Raw genomic sequence first — 14,562 nt, 5'->3', positions numbered from 1 at the left:
CGGAATGCCCGGGCGACCGCCTGCATGCGGTTGACCGAATCCAGCTTGCGCATCGCGCTCTTCAGATATCCCACCACCGTATGCGACGACAGATCGAGAATGATCGCAATCTCGTCGCTGCTCTTGCCCGCAGCCGACCAGCGCAGGCATTCGATCTCCCGCCGGGTGAGGCTTTCCGATGGCCGGTCTTGCGGCTTCTCGTCGCTCGCCAGCCTGTCCAGAAGCTCCATGCACCCATAAACCAGCGCCATCGCTGCATCCCGGCAAGGCATGCCACCCGATCCCGAAAACGCGAAGATGTATTGTTTCAGGTCAGCGTCGTGGAGCGCGAACGCGAACGTTTGCTTCAGGCCGTGCATCTGAAACATCGCGTTCAGACGGCGGTTTTCCTGATTCGCTGCAGTGCCGCCAAAAGGCCCCTCTTCGCAGAAAACAGGCATGATCGTGCGCTTCATGGCGGCGACCAGCTTGCTACAATAGAAGAGGTCCGCCTCCTCGTAAAAGTTGACGAGGCTCTGCGGCCAGTTGCTGATTACTTTGTTTTCGAGAAAGGCCGTCCGGTCCCCGCGCGGGAATACGGAAAACAGGTGGAATTCGAACCCGGCGGCTTTCGTCAGCTCATCCAGGCGGCTTGCACCGTCGACAGCGGAAATGCCCGCAGAACAGGCCCTGAACGCTGAAAATGCGGTATCATCGGCGCAGTCGCGGACTGCGCGTTCACGTCTCTTCATTCTCTCGTTCCTTCACGGGCCTGGCTTCGGCTCGACCTCGCAACCAGCCGCGGATCGGACGCGCCGGACGATCAGGAAAGACGCTATGTGCCTCGCATCCGAAGGATACGAACCATTCAAATGGCGAGCTTTATGATGCTGCGAGAAGAACGAAGACGAAGTCTTTGCGCTCATACTTATGTTGCAGCGCTTATAAGATTGTCCGGGGGAAACATCTAACATTTATTCCGCATGGCTCCCATGCAGCCGTATCAAATTGACGTAGCGGCAGGAGTCCGCAAATCAGGCCCCTCGGCAGCGTCTAAAGTTGTTATCAAAGTCTTACGATGCGTTTAGGCAATTTTTAAATGTGGCAAGTTAGAGTGGCGCCCGTGGTCTTGCGTTGTGTAGAGAGTCCAATGACCGAAATGATACGTCCCCGAGTGAAATATGTCATCGGCCCCGATGGCAGCCCCCTGACGATTGCGGATCTTCCGCCGCCGAATACGCGGCGCTGGGTCATCCGCCGGAAGGCAGAGGTTGTCGCGGCTGTTCGCGGTGGCCTGTTGAGCTTGGAAGAAGCTTGTGAGCGTTACACGCTCACTGTCGAAGAATTCCTTTCCTGGCAGTCGTCTATCAACAGCCACGGTCTTGCCGGCCTGCGCACCACGCGCATCCAGCAGTACCGCCACTGATCCCACTCCATTCGAGTTGATTATTTCGGGCCGGACGCATTTCCCTTGAGGGAATGAAGAAGGCCCGAAATCATTGCCGAGGTCGCGCACGGGTCTGCATAAACCTGTTCGCAGGTCCCGGCGATCGATGCCGCAATCACCATCACGGCGGCGGTACGACGGTGCGATAAAACAGGCTGCCCCGGCAGCCATGGATTAAGCGGCGATTCCGGTCACTTTCAAAACCGCCAATACGATTGCGTAACCAGTGCCGCCCCGCCCACTCACCCATTCCGGAGCGATGACACGATTTCCGGCGGTGACGGCGTCTCATCAAAAAACCAGAACCTCTCGAAGCGAGATGAGCGGCAGCGCGAGGCCAAGCGCCAGAAGAAACGGCGCCGCGCGAGCGGGACCAGCGAGAGCCCGTTCAATCCTCTCCGTTTGAACACACTGTCTCCTGCCGCCGCGGTTGGCATGCCGACGCCGCCATGTCACGTTCCCGATCACATATTCGAATTCGTCAGGAGATAGAGATGGATATCAGAATTGAGGAAACCACTTCCGGCGGCCGCTATGTTGCGGCGCTGGAAGGCCATGAAGCGGAAATGACCTATTCCCGCACATCGCCGAAACTCATCATCATCGATCACACAGGGGTACCGGATGCTTTACGCGGCAAGGGCGTCGGCCTGGCGCTCGCCCTTCATGCGGTCGAGACGGCTCGCGAGGGCGGCTGGAAGATCATCCCGCTGTGCCCCTTCTTCAAATCGCAAGCGCAACGCCATCCGGAATGGAATGACGTGGTAAATTGAGGGCAGCCGTCATAGATGGAAACTCCAAAAGCCATGCATGACGGACACCGCGCCCGTCATGCATGGCTTCTGTGGTTTATACCCAAGGCGCCGGGACCGGCGCCTGCAATATTCGTCAGGCCCGGACGCGAACTGCGCCGTCGCGCTCTTCGAGCGCCGTTGCCCTGGCATATTCCGCCTGCATTTCCTCGAGCGCCAGTTCCAGCGCCTCCTCTTGAACCTTCAGTTCCTTGATCGAAACCTGAAGATTGTCGGCGCGCTGACGTGCGGCCTTCGCGAAGGTCGGATACGCAAAGTGATTCGGATCGGAAATACCGGACTTCTTTTCCTCGACGACGATCTGGCTCTCCAGATCCTTCGTCATCCGTTCAAATTCAGACATCATCATCTGCAACTGCTGCAACTGACGACGTTTTTCGTTAACCTGAAACTCTTTCAGGCGAACGAGGCTCTCACGCGACTTCATACGCATTACTCCCGTGATGCGAGACCCCGGCTCAACTAGAAACCGCCCTTGCGCGCCGCTTTGACACGGTTTGCCGAAAAATTTCCTGCGATATTAACAAAAACCTACCGCTGGTAACCTTTCGTTTACGGGCATCGTTAATGATAGGCCCGATGATTTAAGGCTCGGTAAATGCCAGGACAGGAACCCGAACCTTTTCATTAGCGAGTCGGATGAATCACTTAGCTTGATTTCTTAATGTCAGAGTTGAGAAGCAGGTTCAGAGATTCTCATTGGAAAACAGAGAAATGGAAAAATTATTTAATAAATTCGATATTCCTTGCCAGAGTGAATTAGAATTTGTTAACCATTTCGTGGCAGCTTCCAAATCACGTAGCTTATTCGGTATCGCGTAGGGGGCCATGCCACCTTTCGGCGGCGGTAAAGGGGATAATTATGCGGGTACTACTCATCGAGGATGACAGCGCTACGGCGCAGAGCATCGAACTGATGCTCAAATCTGAGAGTTTTAATGTGTATACGACAGATCTCGGCGAAGAAGGCGTGGATCTGGGCAAGTTGTATGACTACGATATCATCCTTCTCGATCTGAACCTTCCAGACATGTCCGGATACGAAGTGCTGCGCACTCTCCGCCTGTCGAAGGTCAAGACGCCGATCCTCATCCTCTCGGGCATGGCCGGCATCGAAGACAAGGTTCGTGGCCTCGGCTTCGGCGCCGACGACTACATGACCAAGCCGTTCCACAAGGACGAACTCGTCGCCCGTATCCACGCGATTGTTCGCCGGTCCAAGGGCCATGCCCAGTCGGTCATCATCACGGGCGAGCTCATCGTCAACCTCGACGCCAAGACCGTCGAAGTCGGCGGCCAGCGCGTTCACCTGACGGGCAAAGAATATCAGATGCTGGAGCTTCTCTCGCTCCGCAAGGGCACCACGCTCACCAAGGAAATGTTCCTGAACCACCTCTATGGCGGTATGGACGAGCCGGAGCTGAAGATCATCGACGTCTTCATCTGCAAGCTGCGCAAGAAGCTCGCAAATGCTGCCGGCGGCGCCAACTATATCGAAACCGTCTGGGGACGTGGCTATGTGCTGCGCGAGCCCGACGGCGCCGAATACGCCGAAACCGCCTGATCCGCCGAAATCCCCTTATCCTTAAAATCCCGCCTGCGTGGCGGGATTTTTGTTTTGGCGCCGCCATCTCCAAAATAAAAAGCCGCCCAGGAGGACGGCTCACGTTGACGATTTGCGCGACTGCTCAGGCGGCGATTGCGCGATTTCCGAACACGGCGGTGAGTATCTTGCGATCGAAGGGCTTCAACAGGAAGTCGGTGGCCCCCGCCCGCTTGCCGGCCATCAGTTTCTTCAGGTCGGCCTCGATGACGCAATAATAGATCTTCACCTCTTTGCCGCCGTCCATGGCGCGAATGGCGGCGATGAGATCGAGCGCTCCTTCCATACCTGAATCAACGATCAGATATTCGGGAAGCTCGGCCTGGCAGCGTTGCAGCGCCTCCTCGGCGTTCGAAGCTTCGCTGACCAGAAAATCGAGTTCGGAAAGGATTCGCTTGCCGACCTTGCGAACGATGTCCGAACTGTCGGTGATCATGAATCTCTGCATGGCGCTCCTGACCCCTCGCTGTCTCCGTCGAGGGCCTTCTCTAACCTTCGAGCATAGGTTGATCAGGCTAAAGAATCGTTACCACCGCGATCAGCAATCGGAGAATTACGCGGCAGCGATCTTGGCGGTGAAGACGATCTCTTCGGCGCTAACCGCGTGATCCAGAACCATGCCGCATTCTTCGGCCAGCAGTACGGTATAGTAAGGCTGGATCGAATGCGCATCGATTGCCTCTTCGACGGTGCCGGTGGCGATTTCGACGTATTTCGGCGGCACGCGCATCAGCTTGCCCTTGGCGACGAGCTTGAAGCTCGCATCGAATTCCGGATTTTCCAGGGTGATTTCCAGATTGCCGCCACGCGGAATGGAAGAATATGCGACCAGGAAGAGGTTCAGGAGCAGCTTGACCCTGTTCTTGGCGACGATCGCGCGCGGACCGTTCCAGGTTACCTCGGTCTTCTTTTCGGCCATCGCGAAGTCCTTGGCTGCACGTTCGGCCTCGCCGGTATCGATCGAGGCGCCGACGGAACCGGATGCGCCAAAGGCAAGGCGTGCGAATTTGAGACGGACCGAAGCATTGAGGGCGCTCGTGCGGATAAGATCCATCGCGTCCGAATCTGCTCCGCCCTCGTCGAGAAGCTCCAGGCCGTTGTTGATCGCGCCGACGGGCGAGATCACATCATGACACACACGACTGCAAAGAAGTGCTGCCAAGTCCGGGCCGGACAGGGTGAGATTCGGATTCTTGGACATCATCGTCTCCTGAGGGCGGCAGTGTCATTCCGCCCGGTAGTGTGCCTGATCAAAATTGCGCGAAGTTTGCGACCGTACTCGCCGCCATAATGACACCATATTTGGTAAACCGATTGTTAAGACGATCGGCGCAAAATGCATCAAATGCCAATGCCCCCGACAATGACGAATGGATGACATCATGCGCCTCCAATTTCTGGGAAGATTTATCGGCTTCTGCAGGTTGCTGACCGCTATCATGGTATCGTCGGTAATCGTTACCGGACAGGCCGCAGCCCAGCAGAACAACGGCCAGTACACGATGCAGGAAATCGTCGATGCCGGTCATTCCTTCTTCGGCGAAACCAGTGGCGGCCTTGCCAAAGTCGTTGAAAGCGCCTTCCAGAAATACGGCCTGCCGAACGGCTATATTCTCGGTCAGGAAGGCGGAGGCGCGTTCATTGCCGGCCTCACCTATGGCGAAGGCCAGCTCAATACCAAGAATGCTGGCGAACATCCGCTTTACTGGCAGGGTCCATCTCTCGGCATCGACTATGGTGGCCAGGGCTCCCGCGTCATGATGCTGGTCTACGACCTTCCGTCCATCGACTCCATCTATGCACGTTTCGGCGGCGTCAGCGGCTCGGCCTATGTCATTGCCGGCTTCGGCATGACGCTTCTGAAGAACAACAATGTTCTCGTCGTTCCGATCCGCACCGGTATCGGCGCCCGCCTCGGCATCAATGTCGGCTATCTGAAGGTCACCCCGAACCCGACCTGGAACCCCTTTTGAAAAGCTGAAATCGGCGCTACTATCCCTGGGAATATGGTCTTACCGGTGCCCGCAGCCTTGCCGATGTGCCCCCTGCGTGCTTAATCAACTGGACTGACCCGTATCAACCTTTGAATCGATGGCCGTGCCGTGATCGAATATGCTCTTTTGTTCGGATTGGGCTTCCTGACCGCGGCCTTTCTCGTCTTTCTGGTTTCGCCCGCCGTCCATCGCCGCATCGTCTGGTATACGGAAAACCGCCTCAAGGCGACGATGCCGCTGAGCCCGCAGGAAGTGCGGGCGCAGAAGGACATGGCACGCGCCCTCTACGCCGCTGAAAACGCCCGCACCGCGCAGGACCTGCACCGCGAACGCGAGAAGTCGCTCTCCCTGCAGCTTCGCCACGACGCACTCGCCGTCGATGCCGGCAGGCTTGCCTCTGAACTCAATGAGGCGCGCGCACAGATCGGCGAAATGCAGGTAGAGGCCGCCGAGCAGCGCTCCCATCTGCGCAAGGACGAGAACTATATCAGCCAGTTGAAGACGAGCCTGCATATTGCCGAACAGGCCGGCTCCAACAAGGATAGTGAGCTGGAAACGCTGCGGGCGCGGCTTTCCAAGATCACGGAACAGGCCAACAACCTGAAGATCGACCTTGCCGCGCGTGAGACCGAGGCCGAGAACCTGAAGTTCCGCGCCAACGCCCTGCGCGACGAACGCGATACGATGCGCCAGGACGTCACCGTACTGCAGAAGCGCGCCAAGGACGCCGAACAGAAGCTCAGCCAGCAGCAGCACATGGTCATTCGCCTGGAAGACAGAGCCGCCCGTGAGGCCGCCTCTGCCGCGGACAAGGAAGCCCTGCTCGGCCGCCGTCAGCAGGAAATCGTCAAACTGAAGGATCAGCTGAAGGCTGCAAATGCCGAACTTCGCAAGGCCGCCAAGGTCCTGCGTGATGCCGGCCTCTCGAAAGCTATTGTCGATCTGGGCGCCGACACAACCAACGAAGCAGAAACCTCTGAATTTGATCTCGCTGCTATCACAGAGCAGATGAGCGATAATGCGCGCCGGCGCAGTGCGGCACTTGCCGACCACCTGCAGAAGGCAAGAAACAACACCGGTCGTGATGGCGCCCTTCGTGAGGAAATCACCTCGATCGCCGCCAGCGTCGTGGCGCTCACTGCGCTCAAGGAAGGCTCATCTTCTCCGATCCGGTCCCTTCTGCCTGAAGGCGGGGAGAAGAAAGGACCGAACGACCGCGTGAACCTCGCTGACCGCGCAGCTGCGATCATCGCCGATCCGCAGCGCTGATCCTCGTCAGATCCGTGCCATCGCCGAAGATATGGCAAAGAGCGCAATGCCCGTCGCCGTCGCCACGTTGAGACTGTCCAGCCCATCAGATTGCGGAATGCGCGCACTGCGGAAACGGGAAAGCACCGCCTCCGGCAGCCCCTCGCCCTCAGTGCCGACGACGAGCGCCATGCGATTGGAGGCCGGTATCTGCCGGATATCGGCTTCGCCGCGGGGCGAAAGCGTCCAGATTGCAAAGCCGCGCTCGGCAAGACCAGAGAGAAGAGCGAGCGCATCGCCGCCGCGATGGTAGGGCATGCTCAGGACCGAGCCGACCGAAACGCGCAGTGCCTTGCGGTAGAGCGGGTCGCAACAGGTCTCATCAAGAAGGATCGCATCCGCCTTGAAGGCAGCGGCGTTGCGGAACATCGACCCGGCATTGTCGTGATTGGAAATGCCGCAGCCGACGAGAACCAGCGCCTCCTCGGGTAGCGCATCGAGAAGCATGGTTTCCGTCGTCTGCACGCGGCGACCGAGTGCAAGCACGCCGCGATGCATGTTGAAGCCGACGATACCATCGAGAACATCGGCGTCGGCCACATAAACGGGTACGTCTTTCGGAAAGCGCTTGAGAATCTCCGCCACGCCGTCGAGCCGATTGCGGAGCAGCAAGATCTTCTCGGCTGAAAATCCTCTACCAGCCACATGCGCATCGGCGAGCATGCGCAGCACGACTGTACCCTCGGCGATGAAGCGGCTCTGCCGGCCCGTCAGGTCGCGCTCGCGAATATCACGAAACTCCGCGATCCGCAGATCGTCCGGGGTTTCGATCGTGAGGGGCTGTCCGGCCATACCGGCTCAATTGCCCGTCAGGGTAATGTCAGCCACGATGCGACTTGTTTTGATATCGAAGACCAAGGCCTTGCGCTTGCCATCGACCGCTGTGCCGTAAAACAGGATCTGTCCGCCCGAAAGCGATGTCTGCTCGATCTTGAAGCCGAGCGGCAGCGAGGCCGTCGAATTCACCGGCGCGTCGGAGGGAACACCGGAAGAGCCTGCGGACGTTGCAGTCTGCGAAGGTTCGGTACGGGTCACCTTGTAGACAACAGCGCCGAAGACCGCCATAAGGCTCACGAACATGATGGCGCCCGAGACGATCTGCAGGCGAACCATCTTGCGCCGGACACTTTCCATAGCCGGATCAAGAGGCTTTTCTTCCTGCTCATCGTCGGCTGGCTCGAATTTCGTCATCTATGGCGTCCCGTTCTTAAAATACGTCGGAGAAGAAGCGTCTTGAGCGACCCCTTTAAACAAGCAGATGACAATAGAAAAGTCCTGACCGCCGATGAGACAGCCGAAGGCCGCCTCGACGCCTGGCTGACCGCGCAGGTCGGCGAGGAATTTTCCCGCAGCCGCATCAAAGCGCTGATCAAAGATGGTCAGGTCTTTTTGAAGGGTGTGCCGATTACCGATCCTCAAAAGAAGGTGCGAGCCGGCGACAGCTACGAGATCATCCTGCCTGAACCGGAAGACCCGGCGCCAAAGGGCGAGGACATCCCACTCGATATCCTCTACGAGGATGATGACGTCATCGTCATCTCCAAGCCCGCTGGTCTCGTCGTCCATCCCGGTCCCGGCAACTGGACCGGTACGCTCGTTAACGCGCTGATCTACCATTGCGGCGACACCCTCTCCGGCATCGGCGGCGTGCGCCGCCCCGGCATCGTTCACCGCCTCGACAAGGATACGACCGGTGTCATGGTCGTCGCCAAGAACGATATGGCACATCGCCATCTCTCGCTGCAGTTCGCCGACCACGGCCGCACCATGCCGCTGGAACGCGCCTATCAGGCGATCGTCTGGGGTCGTCCGCGCTCGCTCTCGGGCACGATCGACGCACCGCTCGGCCGCGCCACCGGCGACCGCACCCGCCGTGCCGTCAAGCGCCCCGAAAACGAGAGTGCCGACGAGGCGATCACCCATTACGAAGTGCTCGAGCGCTTCCACGAAAGCCCGGATGCCAGTGCGCTTGCCTCGCTCGTCGAATGCCACCTGGAAACCGGTCGCACGCATCAGATCCGTGTCCATATGGCCCATATCGGCCATCCGCTGCTCGGTGATACCGTGTATGGCGCCGGCTTCAAGACCAAGGCCAATCTTCTGCCCGACGAGGCCGGCAAGATCGTCAAGGCTTTCGACCGACAGGCGCTGCACGCCTTCATGCTGCAGTTCGAGCATCCGCGCACCGGCGAAGTGATGCATTTCGAAGTGCCGCTGCCGGTCGATATGGTGGAGCTTGCCGAGGCGCTGCGAAGCTGAGATCAGGCTTCGCTATTTCTTGGCGCCGGCGCCCAGGACCCGATGAGTGGCATTGTCGAGAGCATGGCTGGTGTCGCGCCCGTCCTGCGCCAGCCCCCTCGCGGTATTTCCGCAGGACGAAAGAGCGGCCGAAATTAAAAGCAGCAGGATGGCGGCAAAGGCTGGTCTGATCATCTGGTCCCCCTCGTGAAAGCGGCTGGACAAGAGTACCGCCGCCACTGGAAAAATGCGGCAGCCGCCAATAAAATCAATGCCTCTGGTTGGCTCTGGCAAAAGCCGGATAACGCTCTCGTGAACGCCGAAGCGGCCTTGAATCCCTCTTTCGCCATACTTATCTGTAAATAGACTTATTGCGGGCTTGGAGAGAGCCGCATGTCCCGGTTTGCCTTTAACGCGAGGGCGCGTTCCATCGGGAACCGGAATCCATATAAGGAGGGTGCATCATGGCCCGAAATAACTTGCCGTCCATTACCGCCGGCGAAGCCGGTCTCAATCGTTATCTCGACGAAATCCGCAAATTCCCGATGCTGGAGCCGCAGGAAGAGTACATGCTCGCCAAGCGTTACTCCGAGCACGGCGATCGCGACGCCGCACACAGGCTCGTTACCAGCCACCTTCGCCTCGTCGCGAAGATTGCCATGGGCTATCGCGGCTACGGCCTGCCGATCGGTGAAGTCGTTTCCGAAGGTAACGTCGGCCTCATGCAGGCCGTCAAGAAGTTCGATCCGGAACGCGGTTTCCGCCTTGCCACATACGCCATGTGGTGGATCAAGGCCTCGATCCAGGAATATATCCTGCGTTCGTGGTCCCTGGTAAAGATGGGCACGACCGCCAACCAGAAGCGCCTGTTTTTCAACCTGCGCCGCCTGAAGGGCCGTATCCAGGCCATCGACGAAGGCGACCTGAAGCCGGAGCATGTGACCGAGATCGCGACAAAGCTGAACGTCTCCGAGGAAGAGGTCGTTTCGATGAACCGCCGCCTTTCCGGCGACGCATCGCTGAACGCCCCCATCAAGGCCTCCGAAGGCGACAGCGGCCAATGGCAGGATTGGCTCGTGGACGACCACGACAGCCAGGAAGACGTGCTGATCGAGCAGGACGAGCTCGACACCCGTCGCCGTATGCTGTCGAAGGCCATGAGCGTGCTGAACGACCGCGAACGCCGCATCTTCGAGGCCCGCCGCCTCGCCGAAGATCCTGTGACGCTGGAAGACCTTTCGGCTGAGTTCGACATCAGCCGCGAGCGTGTCCGCCAGATTGAAGTCCGCGCCTTTGAAAAGGTGCAGGATGCGGTTCGCAAGGAAGCGCTGGAGCGTGCCAAAGCCGTGCGTGTGGTCGAAGCCACAGCATAAGCCATTGTCCGTATGATATGAAAAAGGCGGGTCCTTGCGGCCCGCCTTTTGTTATGTATGATTTCTCGGGGCTCCGGAATTGACCTCACTGGCTGGTCGAGAGATCTCCGAGCGCCGTCCATTCCTTGATCGCCGTACCGAAGGCATTCCCCCCAGTGGCACCCTTCTGCATGGTCAGCAGCGCCCGGCGGCCGTTGCGATAAGTGATCGGAACATCAATCCAGTCGCGGGTGGCAAGCAGGTCCAGGTTGGCCTTGCGCGCGTCCGGATAGTCGTTGAGCGCGATCATGTGGAAATCGTCGGTAATCTTGGCCGGCACCGCAATCAACGGATCGCCGCGGTCCTGTTCCGTGCGCTTCATCGAAATGCGCTGAACGCTGTCGATGCTGCCGCCTTCGAAATTCGGCGGAACCGAGAAGACGATTTCCACGAGATGGCTTGCCGGCAGCGACGGGTCGGAATTGCGCTTGAAGGTCAGGAGTGCCGAAAGATTGCGCTCTGGCACGGTGACGTTGCCCTGCACCGTAGCTTCCTGGCGGCCGCCCTGCCCGGCTTCATGCTGCACGGTCCAGACAACCGATCCTTCGATTGCCGTTGGTGAGCTTTCACCAATCCGCTCTTCATAGAGGAACATCTTTTCTGTAGCACCGACCGGCGTGTTCTGCGCCGCGGGTGCCGCAACCGGGCCATTCGGCGTCAGGTTTTCCGCAGGCGCGGCATCGGACTGGACGCTCGGCGTGCTGGTATCGGCTGCAGCAACGTTCTGCTCGGCAACCGACTTGCCTTCCGCTGTCGGCGTTCCCGGCACTGCTGCCGGGCCGTTATCGACCTCGGTGCCATCGGCAAGCAGCCGCTGGGTGAACTTGGCATTGGCAGCCGATCCGTCCAGCGAGGCAACTTCCTGGTTGGGTCGCGCCGGCGGCCTGGCGGCACTCTGATCTGTTGGCTGGCTCGCGGCCGGCGTGCTGTTCTGCTGCGCGGGAGACGTCGCAGGATCGTCGCGCACGGCCTGCGACGGTGCGGAGCTGACGAGACCGTCGACCATTTCCATGACAGCTTCGCGGTTCATCCAGCCGGCATAAGCGCCACCGCCAAGAACGCCCAGCGTCACGAGGATCGCCAGAATCGTGCCGATGCCGAAGCGGCGGCGTTTCGGCTCCATGCGAAAGTTCTTGCCCTGCAGCTTGGAAGCGACGATCTGGTCGAGATCCATCGGCGGATTGCTGTCGTCGTCATCGGTGACAGCGTTCGGCCGGTCATAGCCACGCAGCGCACGCGCCTCACGCCAGCCCTCACCGGGAGCTGTCGGTTGGGGTGTCGCAGAACCATTGCCGGCATGTACTTCCGCAAAGATATCGACATCGTCGAAATGCGCGGCAGCTGGTGTCTTCTTGCCCGTGCCGGCCTCGATCGGCGGCAGATCGTCGAAAGCGGCCGCCTCCCAGGAAAAGTTTTCCTTGGCGGCCGGCATGACTACCGGCGAAGCACTGTTTGCGAGCGTCGAAACCTCATCGAAAGCGCGTGCCGAAGCATCGGCGGGAACGGCGGGCGCGGCCTCGGCAAAGGAATGGAGTTCTTCCCGCGCCCATTCAGTCTCGGCTTCCTGCGGTAGAGGAGCTGGCGTCTCGGCAACCGGTTCGGACCACATGCGATCGAAATGCGCCGCCGCATCCATTGCGACCGGCTCTTCGCGCGTATGCTCGATGAAGTCGCTGGTTTGCGGCTGCGATTGCGGTTCGAAATCGGCCATCGGCTCGACCAGCCGATTGGACGCACGGTCAATGCCGCGTGGAATCGGCTGATGGTCCTCTTCGCGCTGAAGCTCTTCCTCCACCTCATGGGCGGATTCGGCTACCGGCTCGGCTGCGACTTCGTCCGGCCGTGGTTCTTCCGGATAATATTCCTCCCCCGGCTCATGAGCGCGCTCGGGCTCGGCATGAACTTCTGCCTGCTCCGGGGCGCGCCATTCTTCTGCAGGCGTTTCTTCCTCATGAGGCGGATGCCATTCAGCATGCTCGGGCACCGCCTCTTCGGCGGGAACGGCCTCTTGAACGACCTCTTCGGCCTCAGCAGGCTGCTCATAGACGGGATGCTCCGCATCCTCTTGTTCGTGACTTTCGTGGTCAGGTGCCTCAGCAACAGGGGCCGTCTCTGCTGCAGGCTCATGCTCCAGCGCAGGCTCCTCGTGGACTTCAGGTTCGGGAGCGACTGCGATCGGCTCCTCGACAGGCACCGCTTCCGAGTGTTCGCCCTCGACTTCGCGGATTGCGGCCTCAAGCTTGTCGAGCTGGCGTTGCAGCATTGCTTCCGGCGGACGCGGCTTCATGTTCTCGAGCTGCCGCTGCACCGCGCCGCGCGCACGCTCGTAGACCTTCACCCGCATCTCGGGCGTATTTTCAGACAGGCCGTCGACTGCCCGCCGAATAACTGCAATAAAATCCGCCATCAGTACTTTCTCAAGAAGTCCGGCATGCTCCCGAACGGTCGCCTTAGGTGACCCGCGACATTAATCCTCAAACGGATCGGTCACAAGTATGGTGTCGTCACGCTCGGGGCTGGTGGAAAGAAGCGCGACAGGCGCGCCGATCAGCTCTTCGACCTGGCGAACATATTTGATCGCCTGCGCCGGCAGATCCGCCCAACTGCGGGCACCGACCGTTGATCCCTTCCAGCCTTCCAGCGTGATGTAGATCGGCTCGACACGAGCCTGAGCCGCCTGGCTTGCCGGAAGATGGTCGATCTGGTCGCCATCGAGCATGTAACCGACGCAGATCTTCAATTCATCAAGGCCATCGAGCACATCGAGCTTGGTGAGCGCGATGCCGCTGATGCCGTTGGTGGCGACCGACTGGCGCACGAGTGCGGCGTCGAACCAGCCGCAACGGCGCTTGCGGCCCGTCACCGTGCCGAACTCATGGCCCTTCTCACCGAGGAACTGACCGATCTCGTCCGTCAACTCGGTCGGGAACGGACCTTCGCCGACTCGCGTCGTATAGGCCTTGGTGATGCCGAGGATATAGCCGAGCGAACCCGGACCCATGCCCGAACCGGCAGCGGCCTGGCCGGCCACCGTGTTGGACGAGGTCACGAAGGGATAGGTGCCATGATCGATATCGAGCAGGCTGCCCTGCGCACCTTCGAAAAGGATGCGGGCCCCCTTGCGGCGCTCTCTGTCGAGGAAAAGCCAGACCGTATCGCGGAAGGGCAGCACGCGGTCCGCGATCGAGGTCAGCTCGTCCATGATCGTCTGGTGGCTGACTTCGGCAACGCCGAGACCGCGGCGGAGTGCGTTGTGGTGTGTCAAAATGCGGTCGACCTTGCCTGGCAGGGCTTCGAGGTCCGCAAGGTCCATGACGCGGATGGCGCGGCGGCCGACCTTGTCTTCATAGGCCGGGCCGATGCCGCGGCGGGTCGTGCCAATCTTGGTGCCGCTGTTGGAAGCTGCATCTTCGCGATAGGCATCGAGCTCGCGGTGCAAAGAAAGGATGAGGGTCGCGTTGTCGGCGATGCGCAGGTTCTCAGGCGTCACCTTCACGCCCTGTGCTTCCAGCCGGCCGATCTCGGCGATCAACGCATGCGGATCGACCACAACACCGTTGCCGATGACCGCCATCTTGCCGGGGCGTACGACGCCGGAAGGCAGCAGCGAGAGCTTGTAGCTCGTGCCGTCGATGACGAGCGTATGGCCTGCATTGTGTCCGCCCTGATAGCGCACAACAATATCGGCGCGCTCCGAAAGCCAATCGACAATCTTGCCCTTGCCTTCGTCGCCCCACTGCGAACCGACCACGACCACGTTCGTCATCAA

At 59.8% G+C, this 14,562-nt stretch carries 16 protein-coding genes and 1 pseudogene; 7 read left to right on the top strand and 10 right to left on the bottom strand.

Annotated elements, in window-relative coordinates; genetic code table 11:
- Positions 1-731: helix-turn-helix transcriptional regulator (locus FHT92_RS28405; RefSeq protein ID WP_183831428.1), on the bottom strand; the 731-nt coding region annotated here is incomplete at its 3' end.
- Between the two features lie 398 nt (positions 732-1,129).
- On the opposite strand from FHT92_RS28405, the gene FHT92_RS28400 reads away from it, so the two are divergent.
- The gene (locus FHT92_RS28400; protein WP_007533628.1) at positions 1,130-1,405 is read left to right on the top strand and encodes a DUF1153 domain-containing protein; all 276 of its coding nucleotides are present in this window, start codon (positions 1,130-1,132) and stop codon (positions 1,403-1,405) included.
- Between the two features lie 20 nt (positions 1,406-1,425).
- Here FHT92_RS28400 and FHT92_RS29535 read toward each other — a convergent pair.
- Positions 1,426-1,819, bottom strand: a pseudogene (locus FHT92_RS29535) (paraquat-inducible protein A).
- A 101-nt stretch (positions 1,820-1,920) separates the two neighbouring features.
- Here FHT92_RS29535 and FHT92_RS28395 point away from each other — a divergent pair.
- On the top strand, positions 1,921-2,199 hold the full coding sequence (locus tag FHT92_RS28395) for a GNAT family N-acetyltransferase (RefSeq protein ID WP_183831426.1): 279 nt from the start codon (positions 1,921-1,923) through the stop codon (positions 2,197-2,199).
- A 115-nt stretch (positions 2,200-2,314) separates the two neighbouring features.
- Here the strand turns inward: FHT92_RS28395 and FHT92_RS28390 are convergent, their stop codons facing one another.
- Positions 2,315-2,665, bottom strand: a complete 351-nt coding sequence (locus FHT92_RS28390) for a hypothetical protein (RefSeq protein WP_007815190.1) — start codon at positions 2,663-2,665, stop codon at positions 2,315-2,317.
- A 435-nt stretch (positions 2,666-3,100) separates the two neighbouring features.
- On the opposite strand from FHT92_RS28390, the gene ctrA reads away from it, so the two are divergent.
- Complete coding sequence (ctrA, locus tag FHT92_RS28385; RefSeq protein ID WP_007815188.1) at positions 3,101-3,802, top strand: response regulator transcription factor CtrA; 702 nt, start codon at positions 3,101-3,103, stop codon at positions 3,800-3,802.
- A 124-nt stretch (positions 3,803-3,926) separates the two neighbouring features.
- Here ctrA and FHT92_RS28380 read toward each other — a convergent pair whose 3' ends face one another.
- Both FHT92_RS28380 and chpT read right to left on the bottom strand, forming a co-directional pair.
- Positions 3,927-4,289, bottom strand: a complete 363-nt coding sequence (locus tag FHT92_RS28380) for a response regulator (protein ID WP_112562834.1) — start codon at positions 4,287-4,289, stop codon at positions 3,927-3,929.
- Positions 4,290-4,394: 105 nt separating this feature from the next.
- A complete protein-coding gene (chpT, locus tag FHT92_RS28375; RefSeq protein ID WP_183741568.1) occupies positions 4,395-5,042 on the bottom strand; it encodes a histidine phosphotransferase ChpT in 648 nt (215 codons plus the stop codon).
- A gap of 181 nt (positions 5,043-5,223) precedes the next feature.
- On the opposite strand from chpT, the gene FHT92_RS28370 reads away from it, so the two are divergent.
- Both FHT92_RS28370 and FHT92_RS28365 read left to right on the top strand, forming a co-directional pair.
- A complete protein-coding gene (locus tag FHT92_RS28370) occupies positions 5,224-5,814 on the top strand; it encodes a DUF1134 domain-containing protein (RefSeq protein WP_183741570.1) in 591 nt (196 codons plus the stop codon).
- A gap of 129 nt (positions 5,815-5,943) precedes the next feature.
- A complete protein-coding gene (locus tag FHT92_RS28365; protein WP_183831424.1) occupies positions 5,944-7,104 on the top strand; it encodes a hypothetical protein in 1,161 nt (386 codons plus the stop codon).
- 6 nt (positions 7,105-7,110) lie between these two features.
- On the opposite strand, the gene FHT92_RS28360 is transcribed toward FHT92_RS28365, so the two are convergent.
- Positions 7,111-7,935: a TrmH family RNA methyltransferase gene (locus tag FHT92_RS28360; RefSeq protein WP_183741574.1), complete on the bottom strand. Its 825-nt coding sequence runs from the start codon at positions 7,933-7,935 to the stop codon at positions 7,111-7,113.
- Positions 7,936-7,941: 6 nt separating this feature from the next.
- Positions 7,942-8,334 (bottom strand): hypothetical protein, encoded by a 393-nt coding sequence (locus FHT92_RS28355; RefSeq protein WP_183831422.1) that lies wholly within the window; start codon positions 8,332-8,334, stop codon positions 7,942-7,944.
- A gap of 42 nt (positions 8,335-8,376) precedes the next feature.
- Between FHT92_RS28355 and FHT92_RS28350 the strand changes: the two genes are divergently transcribed.
- A complete protein-coding gene (locus FHT92_RS28350) occupies positions 8,377-9,402 on the top strand; it encodes an RluA family pseudouridine synthase (protein WP_183831420.1) in 1,026 nt (341 codons plus the stop codon).
- A 12-nt stretch (positions 9,403-9,414) separates the two neighbouring features.
- On the opposite strand, the gene FHT92_RS28345 is transcribed toward FHT92_RS28350, so the two are convergent.
- The gene (locus FHT92_RS28345; RefSeq protein WP_183831418.1) at positions 9,415-9,576 is read right to left on the bottom strand and encodes an entericidin; all 162 of its coding nucleotides are present in this window, start codon (positions 9,574-9,576) and stop codon (positions 9,415-9,417) included.
- Between the two features lie 269 nt (positions 9,577-9,845).
- Here FHT92_RS28345 and rpoH point away from each other — a divergent pair, with 269 nt between their 5' ends.
- The gene (gene rpoH / locus FHT92_RS28340) at positions 9,846-10,754 is read left to right on the top strand and encodes an RNA polymerase sigma factor RpoH (RefSeq protein WP_183741582.1); all 909 of its coding nucleotides are present in this window, start codon (positions 9,846-9,848) and stop codon (positions 10,752-10,754) included.
- Positions 10,755-10,839: 85 nt separating this feature from the next.
- On the opposite strand, the gene FHT92_RS28335 is transcribed toward rpoH, so the two are convergent.
- Both FHT92_RS28335 and FHT92_RS28330 read right to left on the bottom strand, forming a co-directional pair.
- Positions 10,840-13,200 carry a hypothetical protein gene (locus tag FHT92_RS28335; RefSeq protein ID WP_183741584.1) on the bottom strand — a complete coding sequence of 787 codons (2,361 nt, stop codon included), beginning with the start codon at positions 13,198-13,200 and terminating at the stop codon, positions 10,840-10,842.
- Between the two features lie 60 nt (positions 13,201-13,260).
- On the bottom strand, positions 13,261-14,559 hold the full coding sequence (locus tag FHT92_RS28330; protein WP_183741586.1) for an adenylosuccinate synthase: 1,299 nt from the start codon (positions 14,557-14,559) through the stop codon (positions 13,261-13,263).
- Positions 14,560-14,562 lie beyond the last annotated feature (3 nt).

The organism is Rhizobium sp. BK377, assembly GCF_014193935.1.
GTDB lineage: Bacteria > Pseudomonadota > Alphaproteobacteria > Rhizobiales > Rhizobiaceae > Rhizobium.
Note: the sequence above shows the minus strand (reverse complement) of the source record. Positions and strands in the feature narration are given on the sequence as shown.

What these genes read in the sequence shown, in the direction of transcription:
- FHT92_RS28400 (WP_007533628.1), top strand. Translation starts at nt 1,130, where the DNA reads ATGACCGAAATGATACGTCCCCGAGTGAAATATGTCATCGGCCCCGAT.
- FHT92_RS28395 (WP_183831426.1), top strand. Translation starts at nt 1,921, where the DNA reads ATGGATATCAGAATTGAGGAAACCACTTCCGGCGGCCGCTATGTTGCG.
- FHT92_RS28390 (WP_007815190.1), bottom strand. Translation starts at nt 2,665, where the DNA reads ATGAAGTCGCGTGAGAGCCTCGTTCGCCTGAAAGAGTTTCAGGTTAAC.
- ctrA (WP_007815188.1), top strand. Translation starts at nt 3,101, where the DNA reads ATGCGGGTACTACTCATCGAGGATGACAGCGCTACGGCGCAGAGCATC.
- FHT92_RS28380 (WP_112562834.1), bottom strand. Translation starts at nt 4,289, where the DNA reads ATGCAGAGATTCATGATCACCGACAGTTCGGACATCGTTCGCAAGGTC.
- chpT (WP_183741568.1), bottom strand. Translation starts at nt 5,042, where the DNA reads ATGTCCAAGAATCCGAATCTCACCCTGTCCGGCCCGGACTTGGCAGCA.
- FHT92_RS28370 (WP_183741570.1), top strand. Translation starts at nt 5,224, where the DNA reads ATGCGCCTCCAATTTCTGGGAAGATTTATCGGCTTCTGCAGGTTGCTG.
- FHT92_RS28360 (WP_183741574.1), bottom strand. Translation starts at nt 7,935, where the DNA reads ATGGCCGGACAGCCCCTCACGATCGAAACCCCGGACGATCTGCGGATC.
- FHT92_RS28355 (WP_183831422.1), bottom strand. Translation starts at nt 8,334, where the DNA reads ATGACGAAATTCGAGCCAGCCGACGATGAGCAGGAAGAAAAGCCTCTT.
- FHT92_RS28345 (WP_183831418.1), bottom strand. Translation starts at nt 9,576, where the DNA reads ATGATCAGACCAGCCTTTGCCGCCATCCTGCTGCTTTTAATTTCGGCC.
- rpoH (WP_183741582.1), top strand. Translation starts at nt 9,846, where the DNA reads ATGGCCCGAAATAACTTGCCGTCCATTACCGCCGGCGAAGCCGGTCTC.
- FHT92_RS28335 (WP_183741584.1), bottom strand. Translation starts at nt 13,200, where the DNA reads ATGGCGGATTTTATTGCAGTTATTCGGCGGGCAGTCGACGGCCTGTCT.
- FHT92_RS28330 (WP_183741586.1), bottom strand. Translation starts at nt 14,559, where the DNA reads ATGACGAACGTGGTCGTGGTCGGTTCGCAGTGGGGCGACGAAGGCAAG.